The organism is Streptomyces sp. NBC_00386 (genome assembly GCF_036063235.1).
GTDB lineage: Bacteria > Actinomycetota > Actinomycetes > Streptomycetales > Streptomycetaceae > Streptomyces.
In genome coordinates, this window is the sequence record NZ_CP107950.1 from 99,193 (window position 1) to 113,868 (window position 14,676).

Consider the following 14,676-nt stretch of genomic DNA (forward strand, 5'->3'; position numbering starts at 1 on the left):
GATCCATGACCGACAGGGTGGAACTCACCGACGCTCAGCGTCACGTCGTCCAGGAGCCTGCGCACTGCAAGGCGCTGGTCACCGCGGGCGCCGGAACCGGCAAGACCTTCACGCTGGTCAGGCGGATCGAGCACCTGGTCTCGGAAGGTCTCGCGGGTGGGGACCTCCTCGTGCTGACCTTCTCGCGCGCCGCCTCGGCCGAGGTCCGCGATCGCCTGCACCTGTTGGGCGGCAGGTCCCGGCACGTGCGCGTGTCGACGTTCGACGCCTGGGCTCTGAGTCTGCTGCGTGAGGCCGCGCACGACGAGAACTGGCACGCCCGCTCCTTCGACGACCGCATCCATGCAGCCATCGAACTCGTCGAGGACGAGAGCCGCGCACCGCAGTCGCTCGACACGGTCCGGCACGTCGTCGTCGACGAGGTCCAGGACCTGGTCGGTGATCGACGACGACTCGTGCAGGCCTTCCTGGAGGCCTACGAGTGCGGATTCACCGTGGTCGGCGACCCCGCCCAGGCCATCTACGGATTCCAGGTCAAGGATCCCGAGGAACGGGCGGGCGAGACGGGCAGGTTCTTCTCCTGGCTGCGCGGGCGGTTCGCGGGCGAACTCGTGGAATGCACTCTCGAGGAGAATTTCCGAGCCGCTTCCGACGAGGCCGCCTGTGCCCGCCCCTACGAGGCCGCGGTGCGTACCTGCTCCACGCGTGCGCAGGCCGACGCGGTGCACGAGCAGCTGCGCACGGAGTTGGCCTCGAGGCTGGACTTCGGCGACCTGCAGGTTCCCTACCTGCGCGCCTCGCTGTGCGAGGCAGAGGTCAGCACCGGCGTCCTGTGCGCCACCAACGGCGACGCGCTGCTGATCTCGCGATGGTTGGCGGATCTGGGCATCGATCACCGTGTCCGCAGAGGTGCAGAGGATCATGCCGTGCCCGGGTGGGTGGCCCAGGTCGTGTCCCACCTGCCCGATACCGTTTCGATCTCTCAGGACCGGTTCGTCGAAGCGTGGCAGTCTCTGGCGCACGCGCCCGATCCCGACCAGGGCCGCAGCGCGTGGCAGCTGCTCCTGCGGGCGGCGGGCGACCGCAACGGGCGGGTCGTGGAGCCGGGGCGGCTGCGTGAAGCCGTCGCCCGCGGGAATCTGCCGGACGCCCTGGTGGCACCGCGCGAGGGCGGGCTGGTCGTCTCCACGTTCCATCGGGCCAAGGGGCTGGAGTTCGATCGGGTGCTCGTCGTCGACCCGGGCCCGTTGGAGGACGAGCACGAGCGGGTGGACGCCGACCGCTGCGACGCCGCCCGGGCCCTCTACGTCGCGATGACCCGTGCCCGCCACGAGCTGTATCGCCTGCAGCCGCCCGAGGAGCACCTCGCCCGTCGTCGCGGTTTCCGGCTGGTACGCAAGGTCAAGGGCACGCAGCGATGGGGACGCTACGGCTACAAGCCGAGCCGGCGATTGGGGCTCTCGTTGCTGGGTGGGGACGTCCATCGTGGCCATCCCGCAGGACTCGAACAGCTCGCCTGCGACCCGCGGCGGATTCAGGAGTACCTGGCGGCCGAGGTCCTTCCTGGTGACGAGGTGGTCTGGACGCGGCTGGACGACGTGCCCGCTGCCCACGAGAACCGAACGGCGCCCGGTTACGCCCTTGTGCACGACGAGCAGATCGTCGCTGTCGCCTCCGAAGCCTTTCGCCGCGACCTCTACCGCTTCATGCAGCAATGGCCCGCGCATCGGCCGACGGCCTGGCCCGGCCGCATCACCGGAACGCGGATCGACCTCGTCGAGACCGTCGCCGGCGAGGACGCGGCGGCCGTCCGCGCCGGTCTGGGCCCCTGCGGGCTCTGGCTCGCGCCGCGGCCGATGGGAATCGGCCGGTTCCACTACGACCGCAAGGACGACGACGCATGACGGACGATCACACGCAGCACTACCGGCTGCGTGGTCAGTTGACCCAGCAACTGAAGTCGGACCTGCTGGGCCCCCACGGCGAGCACCAACAGGACGTCGAGATCCTCGACGACTGGCCCGTCACCACCTACTCCACGGGGGTTCTGTTTCCCCGTGTCGTGGACCCGGCGCAGCAGGAGCACCCCGAACCGGATCCGGACGCCGCGGTGCAGGACCTCGACGACGCCGACTCCACCGTGACGGTGGACGAGACCCCCGACGGGGGCATCGTGCTCGCAAGGGTCGCCCGCCCCTCGGCGACCGGTCTCACCTTCGCCGTCGACCCCGCGCGCAGCCCTCACGTCCTGGTGCACGCGTTCGCCGCCGTGTACGACCCGGTGGACGCCGCGGGCGAACCGGCCGTGCCCGAGCGAGCCGAACAGCGCAGCACCCGGCAGCCCGACGTGCGCTGGCGCCGCCGTCCCCTGCAGCTCACCGTCACGCCGGTGGATGTCTTGGACCCGCCCGGCAAGGCTGTGGAACTCGCCAAGGGCCTGTTCCTGCATCTGCGGGTCCGTCCCCCTCGCGGACCCCACGGCACGATCTCCGTGACCGCCACCTTGATGAACACCCACACCGTGGAGCAGCAGGAGATCAAGGACCCCTGGTGCTTCTTCCAGGTGGGGCTGCGGATCACGGTCCCGGACGGGGTCCCGGCTCTCGTCGAGCGGCCCGCGGTCCGCGATCTCGACGACGAGAGCCGGCTCTCGCTGCTCCTGCATCGTCATGCACCGACCTTCGCCGTCGGTCACGGCTGTGCCGCGGACTGGTCCTGGTCCCCCTCACCGGTCGATCGGCCCGAGCGGCACACCGCGCCCGCGGGAGTGGCCTGCGTGTGGACGGAGCACGTCCCCGTGAGCGAGGTCCTTCTGTCCGACTCGAACTCCTCCGTCCCCGTGGAACTGCTGGGGATGCAGCACCTCGCCGAGGCACCGAAGCACGAGTTGATCGGTTCTCTTCGCAGCTTCGTCGCCCTGTACGGGGAGTGGATCGAGGAGCGGAGCGCGGACGCGGACCTTCTGCGCGAGGGGATCTACGGCGATCCCGCCTACCTGCGCCTTGCGGAGGAGCAGCTGGAGCACTGCCGCACCGCACAGCGGCGCATGAGCGCGGGAGTCGACCTCCTGGAACGCGATACCGATGCGTTGGAGGCGTTTCGGCTGGCCAACCGTGTCATGGCGGTGCAGCGCGGCAGGGGCCAGTGGATCAAACGGGAGCGGGCCGGTGTGCCCTCGCCCGAAGGCGCGTGGAGGCCGTTCCAGCTCGGGTTCGTGCTGCTGTGCCTGAACGGCACCGTGGACGCGGCCCACCCCGACCGGGACGTCGCCGACCTGCTGTGGTTCCCCACCGGTGGTGGCAAGACGGAGGCCTACCTCGGGTTGATCGCCTTCACGGTCTTCCATCGCCGTCTGCGCCACGGCGCGGCCGGGGCAGGGGTGAGTGTGCTCATGCGCTACACCCTGCGTCTGCTGACCCTGCAGCAGTTCGAACGTGCGGCCCTGCTGATCTGCGCGATGGAGCGCGTGCGGGCCCAGCAACCCGAGCGGCTGGGGCAGGAGCAGATCTCCATCGGCATGTGGGTGGGCAAGGCCGCAACGCCCAACAGGCTCAAGAACGCCGACAAGGCGCTGAAGAAGCTGGCGGGAGGCGGGAAGCTCCAGGAGGAGAACCCCGTCCAGCTCAAGAACTGCCCCTGGTGCGGCACTCCTTTGCTGGTCCGCAACCATAGGGTCGACCTGGCCGCAAAGCGCATGGTCATCCAGTGCGACGATCGGGCATGCGACTTCTCCGCCGGGCTGCCGGTGCACGTCGTGGACACGGAGCTCTACCGGGTGCGGCCCACGCTCGTGATCGCCACTGCCGACAAGTTCGCCCGCATCGCCTGGCGCGAGGATGTCGCGGCCCTCTTCAACCGGGACGAGGACCGGCTCTGGCTGAAGACTCCCCCGCCCGAGCTCGTCATCCAGGACGAACTGCACCTGATCTCCGGCCCGCTGGGAACCCTTGCCGGTCTCTACGAGGCGGCCGTGGACATCGCGTGCGCCCAACCGAAGATCATCGCCTCCACCGCGACGATCCGCCGCGCCCAGGAACAAGGACAGGCCCTTTTCGGCAGAGGCGTGGCGCAGTTCCCGCCGTCCGGCCTGGACGCCCGCGATTCGTGGTTCGCCGTCCAGGCACCCGCGGCGAGCAGGCCCTCACGCCTCTACGTCGGCCTTCTCGCGCCCGGGCTCTCCCAGGCGACCCTCCTCATCCGCGCCTACGCATCCCTGCTCCACAACGCCCGGCACCTGCCGTGCCCGGACGAGGAGGTACGAGACGCCTACTGGACGCTGGTGGGGTACTTCAACAGCCTGCGCCTGCTCGGCGCCGCCGAGCTGCAGGTCAACGCCGACGTCAACGAACGGCTGCGGACGCTCGCCGCACGTGACGGGGTGGAGCCCCGGGAGGTCCTGCCGACCGAGATCACCAGCCGCGTTCCCTCCAGCGACCTTCCCACACTGCTCGGCGCCCTGGGGCGATCCCTGCGAACCGGGTCGGCGTTGGACGTGCCGCTGGCGACCAACATCATCTCCGTCGGTGTCGACTTCGACCGCCTGGGCCTGATGGCCGTGACGGGGCAGCCGCAGACCACGGCCGAGTACATCCAGGCCACCAGTCGTGTCGGTCGTGCCCACCCCGGTCTCGTCGTCACCCTGTTCAACGCGGCACGATCCAGGGACCTCTCCCACTACGAGAACTTCGTCAGCTACCACTCGGCCCTCTACCGGCAGGTCGAGTCGACCAGCGTGACGCCGTTCGCCGCCCGCGCCCGCGACAAGGCCCTGCATGCCGCCTTCCTCGGACTCGCCCGCCTCCTGCATCCGAAGATCCGGGACAACACGGACGCCAAAGATGTGAACGAATTCGCCTCCCAACTGGACTCGACCCGAGAGCAGTTGGTCAAGCGCATCCGCCGCGTCTCGCCTGCCGAGGCCGACCACGCGGATGCGGAGATCCGCGTCTTCGTCGACCAGTGGCGTCAACTCGTGGAGACCAACGAAAAGCTGGAGTACGAGGCCGCCTTCACGTTCAAGGCCAACCCCCGCCGCCGGCCGGACCTCGCCCTGCTGCGCACCCACGAGGACCACGACCTCACCAAGGCCCGTCCCACCCTGTGGAGCCTGCGCGACGTCGATGTCGAGTCCCACCTGTACCTGGAGAGCTGACATGCCTCGCAGAAGCACCCCCGGCACCACTCCCCCCGACGACGAGCGCAAGCGCCCCTCCGTGGGCTCTGTCCGGCGGGCCCAACAGATCACGACGTACGGCGTGGGTGGCCTGCTCGCCGTGGCCGACCAGTCCTACATCGTCAGCGGCCTGGACACCTGGGACGTCACGGGCGAACCCGACCTGCGAGACCAGCGCCTGGAACCGATGCTGCACGTCAACGGATTCAGAAGGCCGCCCGCGGCGCGCGTCGCCACCGGGCGTGGCGTGCGCGTGCGTCGTTTCCCCGACACCTACGCGTGCCCCCAATGCAAGGCGCTCAAGGCGTTCCGCGACCTGAGCGCGGCAGAGGGCGACAACCGTTGCGCGCACTGCGCGGCCCTGCTGACGCCGTCTCGCTTCATGGTGGCCTGCGAGGACGGGCATCTCGACGAGTTCCCCTACGAGGCCTGGGTCCACGCCGACCCGGAACACAAGGACGCCCACCCCCGTACGTGCTCGCAGGCCGCCAGTGAGCTGACGTTGGAGACCGACGGTCGCACCGCCAGTCTCCGCAGCATCGTCATCAGCTGCAGCTGCGGGGAGAAGGCCTCGATGGAGGGTGCCTTCGGCAAGGCGGCTCTGCGCCGCCTGGGCCTAATGTGCCAAGGCACCCGCCCGTGGCTGGGCCGCGGCGCCACGGAGCGCGGATGCAAGCGTCCCTTGCAGACCCTCCAACGCGGTTCCTCGGCAGCCTGGTTCGCCGACCTGCGCTCCGCCCTGTCGATCCCGCCGTGGCACACGGAACTGATGGAACTCGTCGAGGCGCACCGCAGACACCTCGTCGGCAAGAGCGACGAGCGCATCGCGGAGTTCGCACAGGACGAAGGCTGGCTGACACCCGGCGGCTACTCCGCCTCCCAGGTACTGCGCACCGTCCGCACCCTGGAGAACGCAGTCCATCCCGAGCCCACGGAGGACGACGAGGACGAGATCCGGTTCGCCGCCGGCGAGCCCCTCCGGCGGGAGGAGTACGAGCAGCTTTCCAAGGTCACCGAGGACACCCCCGAGAACAAGCACTTCGTGTGCGAGCCACCGAAGGACGCGCAGCGATCCGATGTCCCGGGCGTCGACCGGGTGATGTTGGTCAAACGTCTCCGCGAGGTTCGGGTCCTCACCGGCTTCACCCGCATCCGCCCTCCGCAAGGCTCGAAGGCCGATCGTGATCGCATCGGTCGCCTGAGCCGGAACACGGACCTCGGCTGGCTCCCGGCCGTCGACGTCGTCGGCGAGGGAGTCTTCCTCACCCTGAACCAGGAGCGACTCCGCCGGTGGGAGTCGGCGGTGCGCGGTATCGACTCCAACCGGACCGACCGCATGCGAGCCGCGCACGCGGACCTGCTCCGGGAACAGGAGTGGGAGAATCCGCGCTCGCCGCTGACGTCACGCTTCGTCCTCCTGCACACCCTGGCGCACGCACTGATCAACGAATGGAGCCTGGACTGCGGCTACCCCGCGGCGTCCCTGCGGGAACGGCTCTACGTCGACGACGACATGTGCGGGGTCCTCCTCTACACCGCGACCAGCGACTCCGCAGGAAGCCTGGGCGGCATCGTCGCGCGAGGAGAGGTCACGGAGCTGTCGAGGAGCCTGTCGTTCGCCGTGGAACGTGCCACCTGGTGCTCCTGCGACCCTCTGTGCATGGAGGCCGACGCCAACGGTGTCGGTGGACTCAACATGGCCGCCTGCCACGCATGCCTCCTGCTGCCCGAGACAAGCTGCGAAATGAACAACACATTCCTCGATCGTGCGCACCTCGTCGGAACACCTTCCAGAAACTTCCCCGGCTATTTCGCTTGAGCTGTCCCAACACGGTGTGCTCCCGGACGGACACTGCCTGCGGGGTACGCGATGTCCCATCGGTCATGGCGTCGGCGAACGCGACGTCGGACCGGTGGGACTGGCCAGGCTCGCCATGGCCCGACTCGATCTTCGCGGGCCTCACTCGAACGCCACGCTCCAGACGGATTCCGGTGCCCAGCAGAGCGCGGACGTGTCGATCGGATACGCATGGACCGAACGTGACCGGGCCGAACTTGTGGCCCCGGGGCCCTCGAGCACGTCTGCGAGCATGCTGCGCCTGGCCCAGCCACCGAGGACGACTGCAGGTCGCCGAGCGTCCCGGGGCTGGGGCGCGGCTGCCGGGTCAGCCGGTGAGGTTGCGCGTGTAGAAGGAGAAGCGAGCCAGTTTGGGGCACCACTGCTGGTACACGGCGGTATCCATGATCACGGGCCGGCTGGTGGTCATCTGCTCGATCAGGTCGGCCGCTTGGGCTCCTGCAGGAACATCGGCGGAAAGATCGCGCAACGCTTCGGTGATCTTGCTGGTGGAGGGTGCCTCCAGGATGTGCCGGAAGACGGTGGCGGCCTGGTCCGGGCTGCCCACGAGCAGGGCCAGCAGAATCTGCACAGCCTGGTGCTCTCCTGGGGTCGCTTCCGTTCCCACGAAGGCTGCCAGGTCCCCCGGATCGACCCCGATGCGTGCCAGCCGGTAGAGGTTGACCAGCTTCTTGGCCGCCCTGGGGGTGCGAGTCAGGCCACCCATCTGGGACAAGAACGCGATCTCCGCCTCCTTGAGCTGCAGTTGGACGGGGGTGGGGTCCGGGCCTGGCGTCAGATCGACGGTCGGCTCCGGTTCGGGTGCAGAGGCAGAGGCAGTCGACGGTGCCGGTCCTTCTGGCTCTTCCTCATCCGGCAGGCCCCCGGAGTCCGCGGGCTGCACCGAGCCTTCGGGGCCGGGAGCGTCGGGGGTGGTCAGCAGAGCGCGGATAAGGCGTGCGGCCTTCTCCTGGGTGGTCGGCGGGACCGCGAAGGGGATCTGGAAGATCTTGTCCAGGTAGTCGAGCGGGGTGGCGCTGTCCTGTGCGTCGGCCCAGCCGGGCGTGCTGTCGTGCGAGGCGAACAGATCCCGGTAGTGGTGCTCGAGGGATGTGAGAAGCCAGCGCGGGTCGACCGCCACGACCACGACGAACAGCGGCAGCGCGAGCATCAGGTGCACGGCGGCCAGCACTTCCACCACGCGTGCGGGCGGGCACCGGTCGAGGTCGTCGATGTAGAGGACGATGCGTTCCAGGGGCGGCGGCTGCCGGGAGTGGGCGCCGGCCCATTCGGCGCGGGCCTCGCGCAGTCGCTCGTCGAGCTGGACCAGGTCGTGGTGGACCGTGCCCAGCAGTCCCCGGTAGTGCTGGTAGGTCTCGGGAGCACTGCGTTCGGTGAGGAAGTCGGCCAGCCGGACGGCGGCATCCGCCTCGGCCAGCCGGGCACGCGCCGCGCTGACATTCTCGGCCAGGGCGCGCTGGTGCTTCTCCAGCAGGACGCGAAGTCTGCCGGTGAGGGACGTGTGCTGCGTGTGCGAGGCCCTCAGGGCCCGCAGCAGGGCCAGCACCGGGGTGGCAATACCGGCGACGGCGCCGAGGAGCAGGGGCAGCCAGCTGGACAGCCACAGCCCGACCGCGCAGGTTCCCGCGAGGACTGCCAACCAGACAGCCAGGACCAGCCAGCCGTACCGGAGGTCGCGCAGCACGAGCCGGCCGGCCGTGCACAGCAGCCGGGGCCCCTCCAGAGCGGAGCCCGCGAAGGACAAGAATCCGATCGGCCGGTCCTGAGCGGTGCGGGTGAGCCGGGTGTCGAGTTGCTGCTGGTCGTGCTCCAGCCGTGCCAGGTGTGCGGCTCGCCGCCGGCGTTCCTCGGCAGTCGCTTCGGCGGAGAGGGTCGGCGTCTGCGGTTCGGGGGTGGGTGCCAGGGCACGGAAGAGATGGTCGACCAGGCCCGACCACACCTGCTCGTCGCTGTAGTGCCAGGCATTGAAGTGGACTTGGCGGACGGTAGCGGTGAATGCACTGTGGGCGGGGTCCTCGGCGGCGAGCGTGGCGAGTTGATCGACTCGGCTGCTCATCTGACGAATGAAGCTCGACTTGCCGGCTCCCCATTCGCCCAGCAGCGCGACCGCCAGGGGCGGGGCGGTGACGGTGGCGGCCGCCAGTTGCGCGAGCATCTCCACGTCCGCCTCGTTGCTCAGGAGGTCCTCGCCGCTGGCGGTGTCGCTGTGCACGCCCGCCAACACCGGCGGCTGCACGACAAGGCCGTCCCCGACCAACGGCTGCGGGGCATAGGGCTCCAGGGAGAAGTGCCGCTCCAGCAGGTCAGCCTCGATGGAGTTGAAGGCCTGGAAGCGCATGATGTTGCGGTTCGCCTTCCAGCCCAGCAGGTCGCGCAGCTCCTCGACGGGAGTGTCGAAGTCGCGCAGGCCGGCCAGCGCGTACATGTACTCCCACGTGCCGCTGTCGGGATCGGTGCCCCAGAGCCGTTCGGCGAGTTGCGGGCTGCGCCAGGTCGCGGCGATGGTGGCGCCCAGGTACAGGCGCTTGTCGCCGCTGAAGAACACCCAGGCTCCGGGTTCCATCTTGCGGATCTCGGGAAGATTGGCGCCGTTCTTGCCCGGCATCACGCCCCACATCGCTGCGCTGCCGCCGGGAAAGAGTCGCCGCAGTTCCTGCAGAGTGGCGGGGTCCAGGAGGTCGGCGTGGTCGTCGAAGACGACCGGGCGCACGATGGTGTCCTGGTAGTGCCGCTCGACGGTGCGATCCGAACGCCGGGCGGGCTGCATGAAGATCCGCATGATCCGCTACTCCCCCAGCTTCGTGTACTTCTCGGCGCGCCCGTAGGCCAGTTCGACGGGGTAGCGGTGTCGGTTCAGCTCGATCTTCTCGGCCAGCGCCTCCTCGAGGTCGATGCCGGTCACGTCCGCCAGGCGCAGCAGGTAGGCGAAGACGTCGGCCAGCTCCTGGCGCAGAGCCTTGGCCTCGTCGGGCCGGCTGGTGAGGGCGTTGGACTGTTCGGGGGTGAGCCACTGGAAGAGTTCCAGGACTTCACCGGCCTCGCCGGAGAGGGCCATGGCGAGGTTCTTCGGGGTGTGGAACTGGTCCCAGTCGCGCTCGCGGGCGAACTGCGCCAGCGTGTCCTGGAGATCGCGGATCGTCATGCCCCATCCCTATCAGCCGCCTCGGACATGAGCCGGCCCAGGCCGTCGGGCGAACTGCCGTGCGGGTGCTGTCCGTTGGGGCTGCTTTGACATCCTCTCCGTCCTTTAGGGCGGAGAGGATGTCAAGTCTGCACACGACCTGACGGACACCTGATCGAACCCGCCACCCTCACCAAGCAGTTCAACGCACTGCTCCGCAACGCCCACCTACGACCGATCCGGTTCCACGACCTCCGCCACTCAACGGCAACCCTCCTCCTGGAACAAGGCGTTGAACTCGTCGTCATCAAGGAACTGTTGGGCCACGCCCACATCGGCGTCACCGCCACCGTGTATGCCCATGTCCGCCTCCGCCTCCGCCTTCAGTGCCAGGCCATCGACCTCCTCGGCCATGCCCTCGGTAACTTCTCGCGCCTGCGTCCGAGACCGAGGACGGCGACGACCCACCGCTCTGTACAGCGCCTGTCCGCTGACGTTGCCGTCAACTACTGCCGTCAGACACCACGGAGGCCCCGGCGGAATGCCATTACGCCGGGGCCTCTATCCGCTTCCAGACCTCTCGGTCAAGAAATGATGGACTCCGCCTGTGGGTCGAAGCAAACAAGACCGTGCTTACGCGCCAGAGCAGCAAGAGCTCGCGCCATCACCTGCTGCCTAGACCAAGAAATACTCGCCACAACGAAAGCGTCACTGAAATAGAGCGGACTCATCCAAGGAGAGCCATCCATGTTCTCCTCGGTCAGATCCGGGAAGACCTTTACGACGTCAGCCAAAAAATCGCTGACCGCCACATTCGGCGCTGCAGCCTCAGGGACCTCGTCGAGAATCGCCCGGTAAGTTCCAAGCGCACTCGTACCATCGACCGGATCCACTGAGTACCAGAACGCGAGATCAAAGCTCATCACTCGACTCCTTGACGATGCGATCGCCGACCTCGATCGACTTCCACAGCCGGCGGTCGATGCGTACCTTCATGGACTGGCCGTCCGTACGCCTCACCTCGATGAAGTGGTACATGTTCGCGCCGTCGAGCATGCCCCGCGACTTGTCCTCGACGATGCCTTCCAGGCGTCGTCCGGTCCTGGTTTGTGAGATGTGAACATGACGCAAGGCTACGAAGGTCGACAGGCGTGGTGCAGGGGCAAGAGGCACACATACCGCAGTACGGGTGTCGCACAAGGAGCCCTACAAATGTCCTGAGCAGCATAACGACGACAGGCTGCATGGGCAGTTCCGTACGGGCAGTTCCGTAGGACTCGGCCGAGGCCGTGATGATCACGTTGTCACCTCACGGCGGCCGGTTCCGGATCTCCGCCCGCTGGTAGCCTCTGCACGCGCTGACCAGCGCGGCCGTCCTGGAATCGATCCTGCGGCTCCGTTCTTCGAAAGAGTGACGTGATCAAGCGGGTGCACATGACCGCCGGAGTGGTTTTGGCGGCAGTCATAGCGTTGTCCGGATGCGGTGCCACGAAGTCGGGCACAGCGAAGTCCGCTCCGCAGCCCGGCACAACGGCAAGGTCCGGCAGCGTGACTGACGCACCCAGTGCCGACTCCGGGCCGAGTACCGGTGAGAGCGGCGGCACGCAGCGTTCGCGGCCGACCGGGAGTTCCACCCCCACAGCGTCCCCCTCCGTCGCTGCCCCCCGGCCTCTGAAGGACGGCGCCGTCGTGCTCACACACTGCGCGGACACGGACGACCCGGACGCGATCGTCGAGGTCAGGAATCCGAACGGGCGCGAGGGCCTCTTCGGCGTGAAAATCGGCTACAAGGACGCACACGGCTTCACCATGAGCGAGACCTACGACCAGGTGCTGGTGCCTGCGAAGGGCAAAGCGAAGCTCCGGGTGGCCGTTGTCAGTGCACCCGTGGACGAGATCGATCGCTGTGAGGTCAATCCCCGGGCCACTGCCGTACGGTGACAGCCCGCGGAGCCCACCTGGACCTTGTGCTTCTTGCGCTTCGACGGTCGTGGACGGTGATCGTCGCCGACACCGTCTCACTGACTGAGGTCACGGCCGGAGGTGACGCCAGGCACTGGCCGGCGCCCCGTACCGGTGCCGCTGGGCCGTCAGCTGTTCTGCAGGGGGCTGCAGCGGTCCTGGTCGGGGAGGCGCAGGAGCGCCGCACCGACCGGGGTCAGGGTGGGCAGGACGGTGTTCGCGTGCCGGTGGCTGGCGGTGAGTCCCGAGTCGCGCAGGACCGTGGTAGCCGATGTCGCCGTAGCCCTTGCCGACCGTGTCGTTGCGGTAGATCGCCTGGACCACCGCGGCCGGGTCGGGATCGCTGCTCCCGTCGTCGGTGTGGTGCACGGTGAGGGTCTGGACCGGGTAGTACTCGGGCGGCCAGATCTCCGTACCGTCCGCGTACCGGAGTGTCCCGTCCGCGCCCCACGCGGCTCGGGACAGCAGCGTGTACACGGCCACGGCCGAGGCCGCCGCTGAGGGCGGGTGGGGCACCACGCTCAACGCGGCGGCTCCGAGCGCGCCGAGGATCACGCGTCGGGGTACTGGGGACGGCATGGGGTCTGACCTCGGGGGCCTGCGGAATGCGGGTCCGTGTCCGTCATCGCGTGATCCTCCTGTGCGGTGTTCGCGGCCGGCCCGCCCCCGCCTCGGAAGACGGAGGCGGGCGGTGGAACGGGAGGTCGCTTCTACAGGGCGCAGGCGGGCTTGGGGGTGTAGAGGCGGGACCATGTGCTGGGGCCCACGATGCCGCCGGTGGTGCCGTTGCATGTCTGCACCCAGTAGACGCCCCGCAGGGTCGCCTGGCCGTAGTCCCCATCGACGTCGAGCCAGTCCGCGTACTTGCTGTAGAAGTCGATGAGGCACTGCACCTGCTTGACCGCACTGCTGTTGTCGCCGGGGTGGTCGTGATGAAAGTAAGCGTGCGTGTGAACACGGCCACCGTCCACGAGATTCGACTGCGCCGAAAACAGGCAGCTCAGGCATCGTGGGGCGGGTGTGAGGCACCCGTCGCCGGGCAGGGCAGGCGCGTTCGGCCCGGCAAGCGGGGGCGGGGGCGGTAAGTACGGTCCCGGAGCCGGTGGTTCGGTCGGAGGGACCGGGAACTTCGTTCGGCGGACCGGGAGTTTGCGGCCGATGCACAACCGTTCCGGCGTCCCGCGAGTCGCATAAGGCAGGAGCAAACATCTCCAAAGATCACAAGGGGGAAATATGCGATTCAACCGTTCCGTTCTGACGGCGGCCGCTTTCGCCACCCTGGCGCTGGGGGCCACGACCGCTCTGGCGGCGCCCGCCTCGGCCGCACCCAACACCACGCCGCAGAAGGTCTGCGGAAGCGCCTACAAGACCGTGAACTCCGCTCCCGTCGGCTCCCTGGGCACTGTCTACCTGACGTACAACGCGTCGAACGGCAAGAACTGCGTCGCGACCATCCGTCAGAACCCGGGCACCGCCGTGGACATGTCGACATGGATCTACGTCCCCGACACCGACGAGGGCGCCCAGGACTACGGGCGGTACACCTCGTACGCGGGGCCGGCCTATGTGTACGGCAAGGGCCACTGCGTCGACTGGGGCGGCCAGATCAACAACGTGTACGTCCAGGTGACCGGCTCCAACTGCGCCGCCTTCAAGGAGCACCGGGTCACCTTCACCCGCTGACCCGCCACTCCTCCCGGCCGCCACGCTCCAGCGCCGCCCTCTCCCCTGACCCGGGTACGGAGGGCCGGCGGTGATCGGGCAGGCACCCCGCAGCCCGGTCACCGCGCGGGAACGCACTCGGCCCGGCTCGCTCCGGCAGACTCACCGAGTCCTGCCGGGGCGAGCAGGTGTCCCAGCCCGTGCCACAGGAGCCAGGTCCTGTCTGCCGACCGGGGCTGTCCGATCGACGGCGGCCTCATCTGCCTGGGCGCCACCGGAACCAGCGGTCGAGCCCTCACGACCAGACGGAAACGGAAAGCGAGCGGCCCGATGCCTGGTCAGGCGGAGGCGAAAGCCTCCTCGGGGACGTCGTCGAGGACGAATCCGTTGTCGAGCCGGACGCGGACCGTGACGCGGAGCATCTGCCGCTGGTAGGCGGCCCACTGCTCTTCCAGGGCCCCCACCTGCTCCTCCAGCTGCTTTCTGCTCACCGGCGGCATCTGGTGGCCGAAGTCGTCGAGGAGCGACTTGAGACGCAGGTACTCACGGACCTCGTGGCTCTGCTGCCGGTGGTGCTCGTCCACACGCTCGACAGTGCCTTCGATGCCTGCTGCCAGGGCCAGCGAGGCGGCGAAGGCACCCGTCTCCTCCGGGGGCTCCCCGGCCGGGGTCACCGGCCCGGCCAGCCGGAGGTCCGCCGCCAGCCGCACCCGTTGGCCCACGTTCAGCGTCATCGGTCCTTCGTCTTCCTCGTCGGTCACCGGCGATCCGGCGGACGTGGCGTCGCCATGCGTACCGGAGAGGACAGGATCATCCCACCCTCACCCGGCGGGCGGCGGGATGCTGCGGTTCGGCTCTGCTCGTGAGGTGAAGTGCGTCGTGCGTCGTCGAGCGTGTTCG

Annotated in this window: 12 protein-coding genes and 1 pseudogene; 6 read left to right on the forward strand and 7 right to left on the reverse strand. The window is 68.7% G+C overall.

Annotated features, from left to right (window positions below; all coding sequences use genetic code 11):
• The first annotated feature begins 5 nt into the window (after nucleotides 1-5).
• Genes OG780_RS00370 through OG780_RS00380 form a run of 3 tightly spaced genes read left to right on the forward strand, consistent with a single transcriptional unit; the run spans nucleotide 6 to nucleotide 6,992 of the window.
• Complete coding sequence (locus OG780_RS00370; protein WP_328443453.1) at nucleotides 6-1,904, forward strand: ATP-dependent helicase; 1,899 nt, start codon at nucleotides 6-8, stop codon at nucleotides 1,902-1,904.
• Nucleotides 1,901-5,152: a DNA helicase gene (locus OG780_RS00375; RefSeq protein ID WP_328443455.1), complete on the forward strand. Its 3,252-nt coding sequence runs from the start codon at nucleotides 1,901-1,903 to the stop codon at nucleotides 5,150-5,152. Before OG780_RS00370 ends, OG780_RS00375 begins: the two co-directional genes overlap by 4 nt.
• 1 nt (nucleotide 5,153) lies before the next feature.
• Nucleotides 5,154-6,992 carry a DUF1998 domain-containing protein gene (locus OG780_RS00380; RefSeq protein ID WP_328443457.1) on the forward strand — a complete coding sequence of 613 codons (1,839 nt, stop codon included), beginning with the start codon at nucleotides 5,154-5,156 and terminating at the stop codon, nucleotides 6,990-6,992.
• A gap of 346 nt (nucleotides 6,993-7,338) precedes the next feature.
• On the opposite strand, the gene OG780_RS00385 is transcribed toward OG780_RS00380, so the two are convergent.
• Together OG780_RS00385 and OG780_RS00390 are read right to left on the reverse strand one after the other, a co-directional pair.
• Nucleotides 7,339-9,810 carry a P-loop NTPase fold protein gene (locus OG780_RS00385; protein ID WP_328443459.1) on the reverse strand — a complete coding sequence of 824 codons (2,472 nt, stop codon included), beginning with the start codon at nucleotides 9,808-9,810 and terminating at the stop codon, nucleotides 7,339-7,341.
• 6 nt (nucleotides 9,811-9,816) lie between these two features.
• On the reverse strand, nucleotides 9,817-10,173 hold the full coding sequence (locus OG780_RS00390; RefSeq protein WP_328443461.1) for a nucleotide pyrophosphohydrolase: 357 nt from the start codon (nucleotides 10,171-10,173) through the stop codon (nucleotides 9,817-9,819).
• A 126-nt stretch (nucleotides 10,174-10,299) separates the two neighbouring features.
• Here OG780_RS00390 and OG780_RS00395 point away from each other — a divergent pair.
• A pseudogene (locus OG780_RS00395) lies at nucleotides 10,300-10,575 on the forward strand (tyrosine-type recombinase/integrase); the annotation flags it as partial.
• A gap of 161 nt (nucleotides 10,576-10,736) precedes the next feature.
• Here OG780_RS00395 and OG780_RS00400 read toward each other — a convergent pair.
• Together OG780_RS00400 and OG780_RS00405 are read right to left on the reverse strand one after the other, a co-directional pair.
• Nucleotides 10,737-11,075, reverse strand: a complete 339-nt coding sequence (locus OG780_RS00400; RefSeq protein WP_328443463.1) for a hypothetical protein — start codon at nucleotides 11,073-11,075, stop codon at nucleotides 10,737-10,739.
• Nucleotides 11,065-11,283 carry a DUF7489 domain-containing protein gene (locus OG780_RS00405; protein WP_328443465.1) on the reverse strand — a complete coding sequence of 73 codons (219 nt, stop codon included), beginning with the start codon at nucleotides 11,281-11,283 and terminating at the stop codon, nucleotides 11,065-11,067. Before OG780_RS00405 ends, OG780_RS00400 begins: the two co-directional genes overlap by 11 nt.
• Nucleotides 11,284-11,841: 558 nt before the next feature.
• Here OG780_RS00405 and OG780_RS00410 point away from each other — a divergent pair.
• Entirely contained in the window at nucleotides 11,842-12,093 is a 252-nt protein-coding gene (locus OG780_RS00410; RefSeq protein ID WP_328443467.1) for a hypothetical protein, read from the forward strand.
• A 90-nt stretch (nucleotides 12,094-12,183) separates the two neighbouring features.
• Here the strand turns inward: OG780_RS00410 and OG780_RS44460 are convergent, their stop codons facing one another.
• Both OG780_RS44460 and OG780_RS00420 read right to left on the reverse strand, forming a co-directional pair.
• Nucleotides 12,184-12,693 carry a hypothetical protein gene (locus OG780_RS44460; RefSeq protein ID WP_443062084.1) on the reverse strand — a complete coding sequence of 170 codons (510 nt, stop codon included), beginning with the start codon at nucleotides 12,691-12,693 and terminating at the stop codon, nucleotides 12,184-12,186.
• Between the two features lie 131 nt (nucleotides 12,694-12,824).
• On the reverse strand, nucleotides 12,825-13,007 hold the full coding sequence (locus OG780_RS00420; RefSeq protein ID WP_328443469.1) for a peptidoglycan-binding domain-containing protein: 183 nt from the start codon (nucleotides 13,005-13,007) through the stop codon (nucleotides 12,825-12,827).
• Nucleotides 13,008-13,347: 340 nt separating this feature from the next.
• On the opposite strand from OG780_RS00420, the gene OG780_RS00425 reads away from it, so the two are divergent.
• Nucleotides 13,348-13,797, forward strand: coding sequence for a spore-associated protein (locus tag OG780_RS00425; protein WP_328443471.1), 450 nt, complete (start codon nucleotides 13,348-13,350; stop codon nucleotides 13,795-13,797).
• 317 nt (nucleotides 13,798-14,114) lie between these two features.
• Here the strand turns inward: OG780_RS00425 and OG780_RS00430 are convergent, their stop codons facing one another.
• A complete protein-coding gene (locus tag OG780_RS00430) occupies nucleotides 14,115-14,537 on the reverse strand; it encodes a hypothetical protein (protein WP_328443473.1) in 423 nt (140 codons plus the stop codon).
• Nucleotides 14,538-14,676: the final 139 nt, after the last annotated feature.

Bases quoted from the DNA above. Each gene is read 5' to 3' on its own strand.
- OG780_RS00370 (WP_328443453.1), top strand. From the start codon at position 6: ATGACCGACAGGGTGGAACTCACCGACGCTCAGCGTCACGTCGTCCAG.
- OG780_RS00375 (WP_328443455.1), top strand. From the start codon at position 1,901: ATGACGGACGATCACACGCAGCACTACCGGCTGCGTGGTCAGTTGACC.
- OG780_RS00380 (WP_328443457.1), top strand. From the start codon at position 5,154: ATGCCTCGCAGAAGCACCCCCGGCACCACTCCCCCCGACGACGAGCGC.
- OG780_RS00385 (WP_328443459.1), bottom strand. From the start codon at position 9,810: ATGCGGATCTTCATGCAGCCCGCCCGGCGTTCGGATCGCACCGTCGAG.
- OG780_RS00390 (WP_328443461.1), bottom strand. From the start codon at position 10,173: ATGACGATCCGCGATCTCCAGGACACGCTGGCGCAGTTCGCCCGCGAG.
- OG780_RS00400 (WP_328443463.1), bottom strand. From the start codon at position 11,075: ATGAGCTTTGATCTCGCGTTCTGGTACTCAGTGGATCCGGTCGATGGT.
- OG780_RS44460 (WP_443062084.1), bottom strand. From the start codon at position 12,693: ATGCCGTCCCCAGTACCCCGACGCGTGATCCTCGGCGCGCTCGGAGCC.
- OG780_RS00425 (WP_328443471.1), top strand. From the start codon at position 13,348: ATGCGATTCAACCGTTCCGTTCTGACGGCGGCCGCTTTCGCCACCCTG.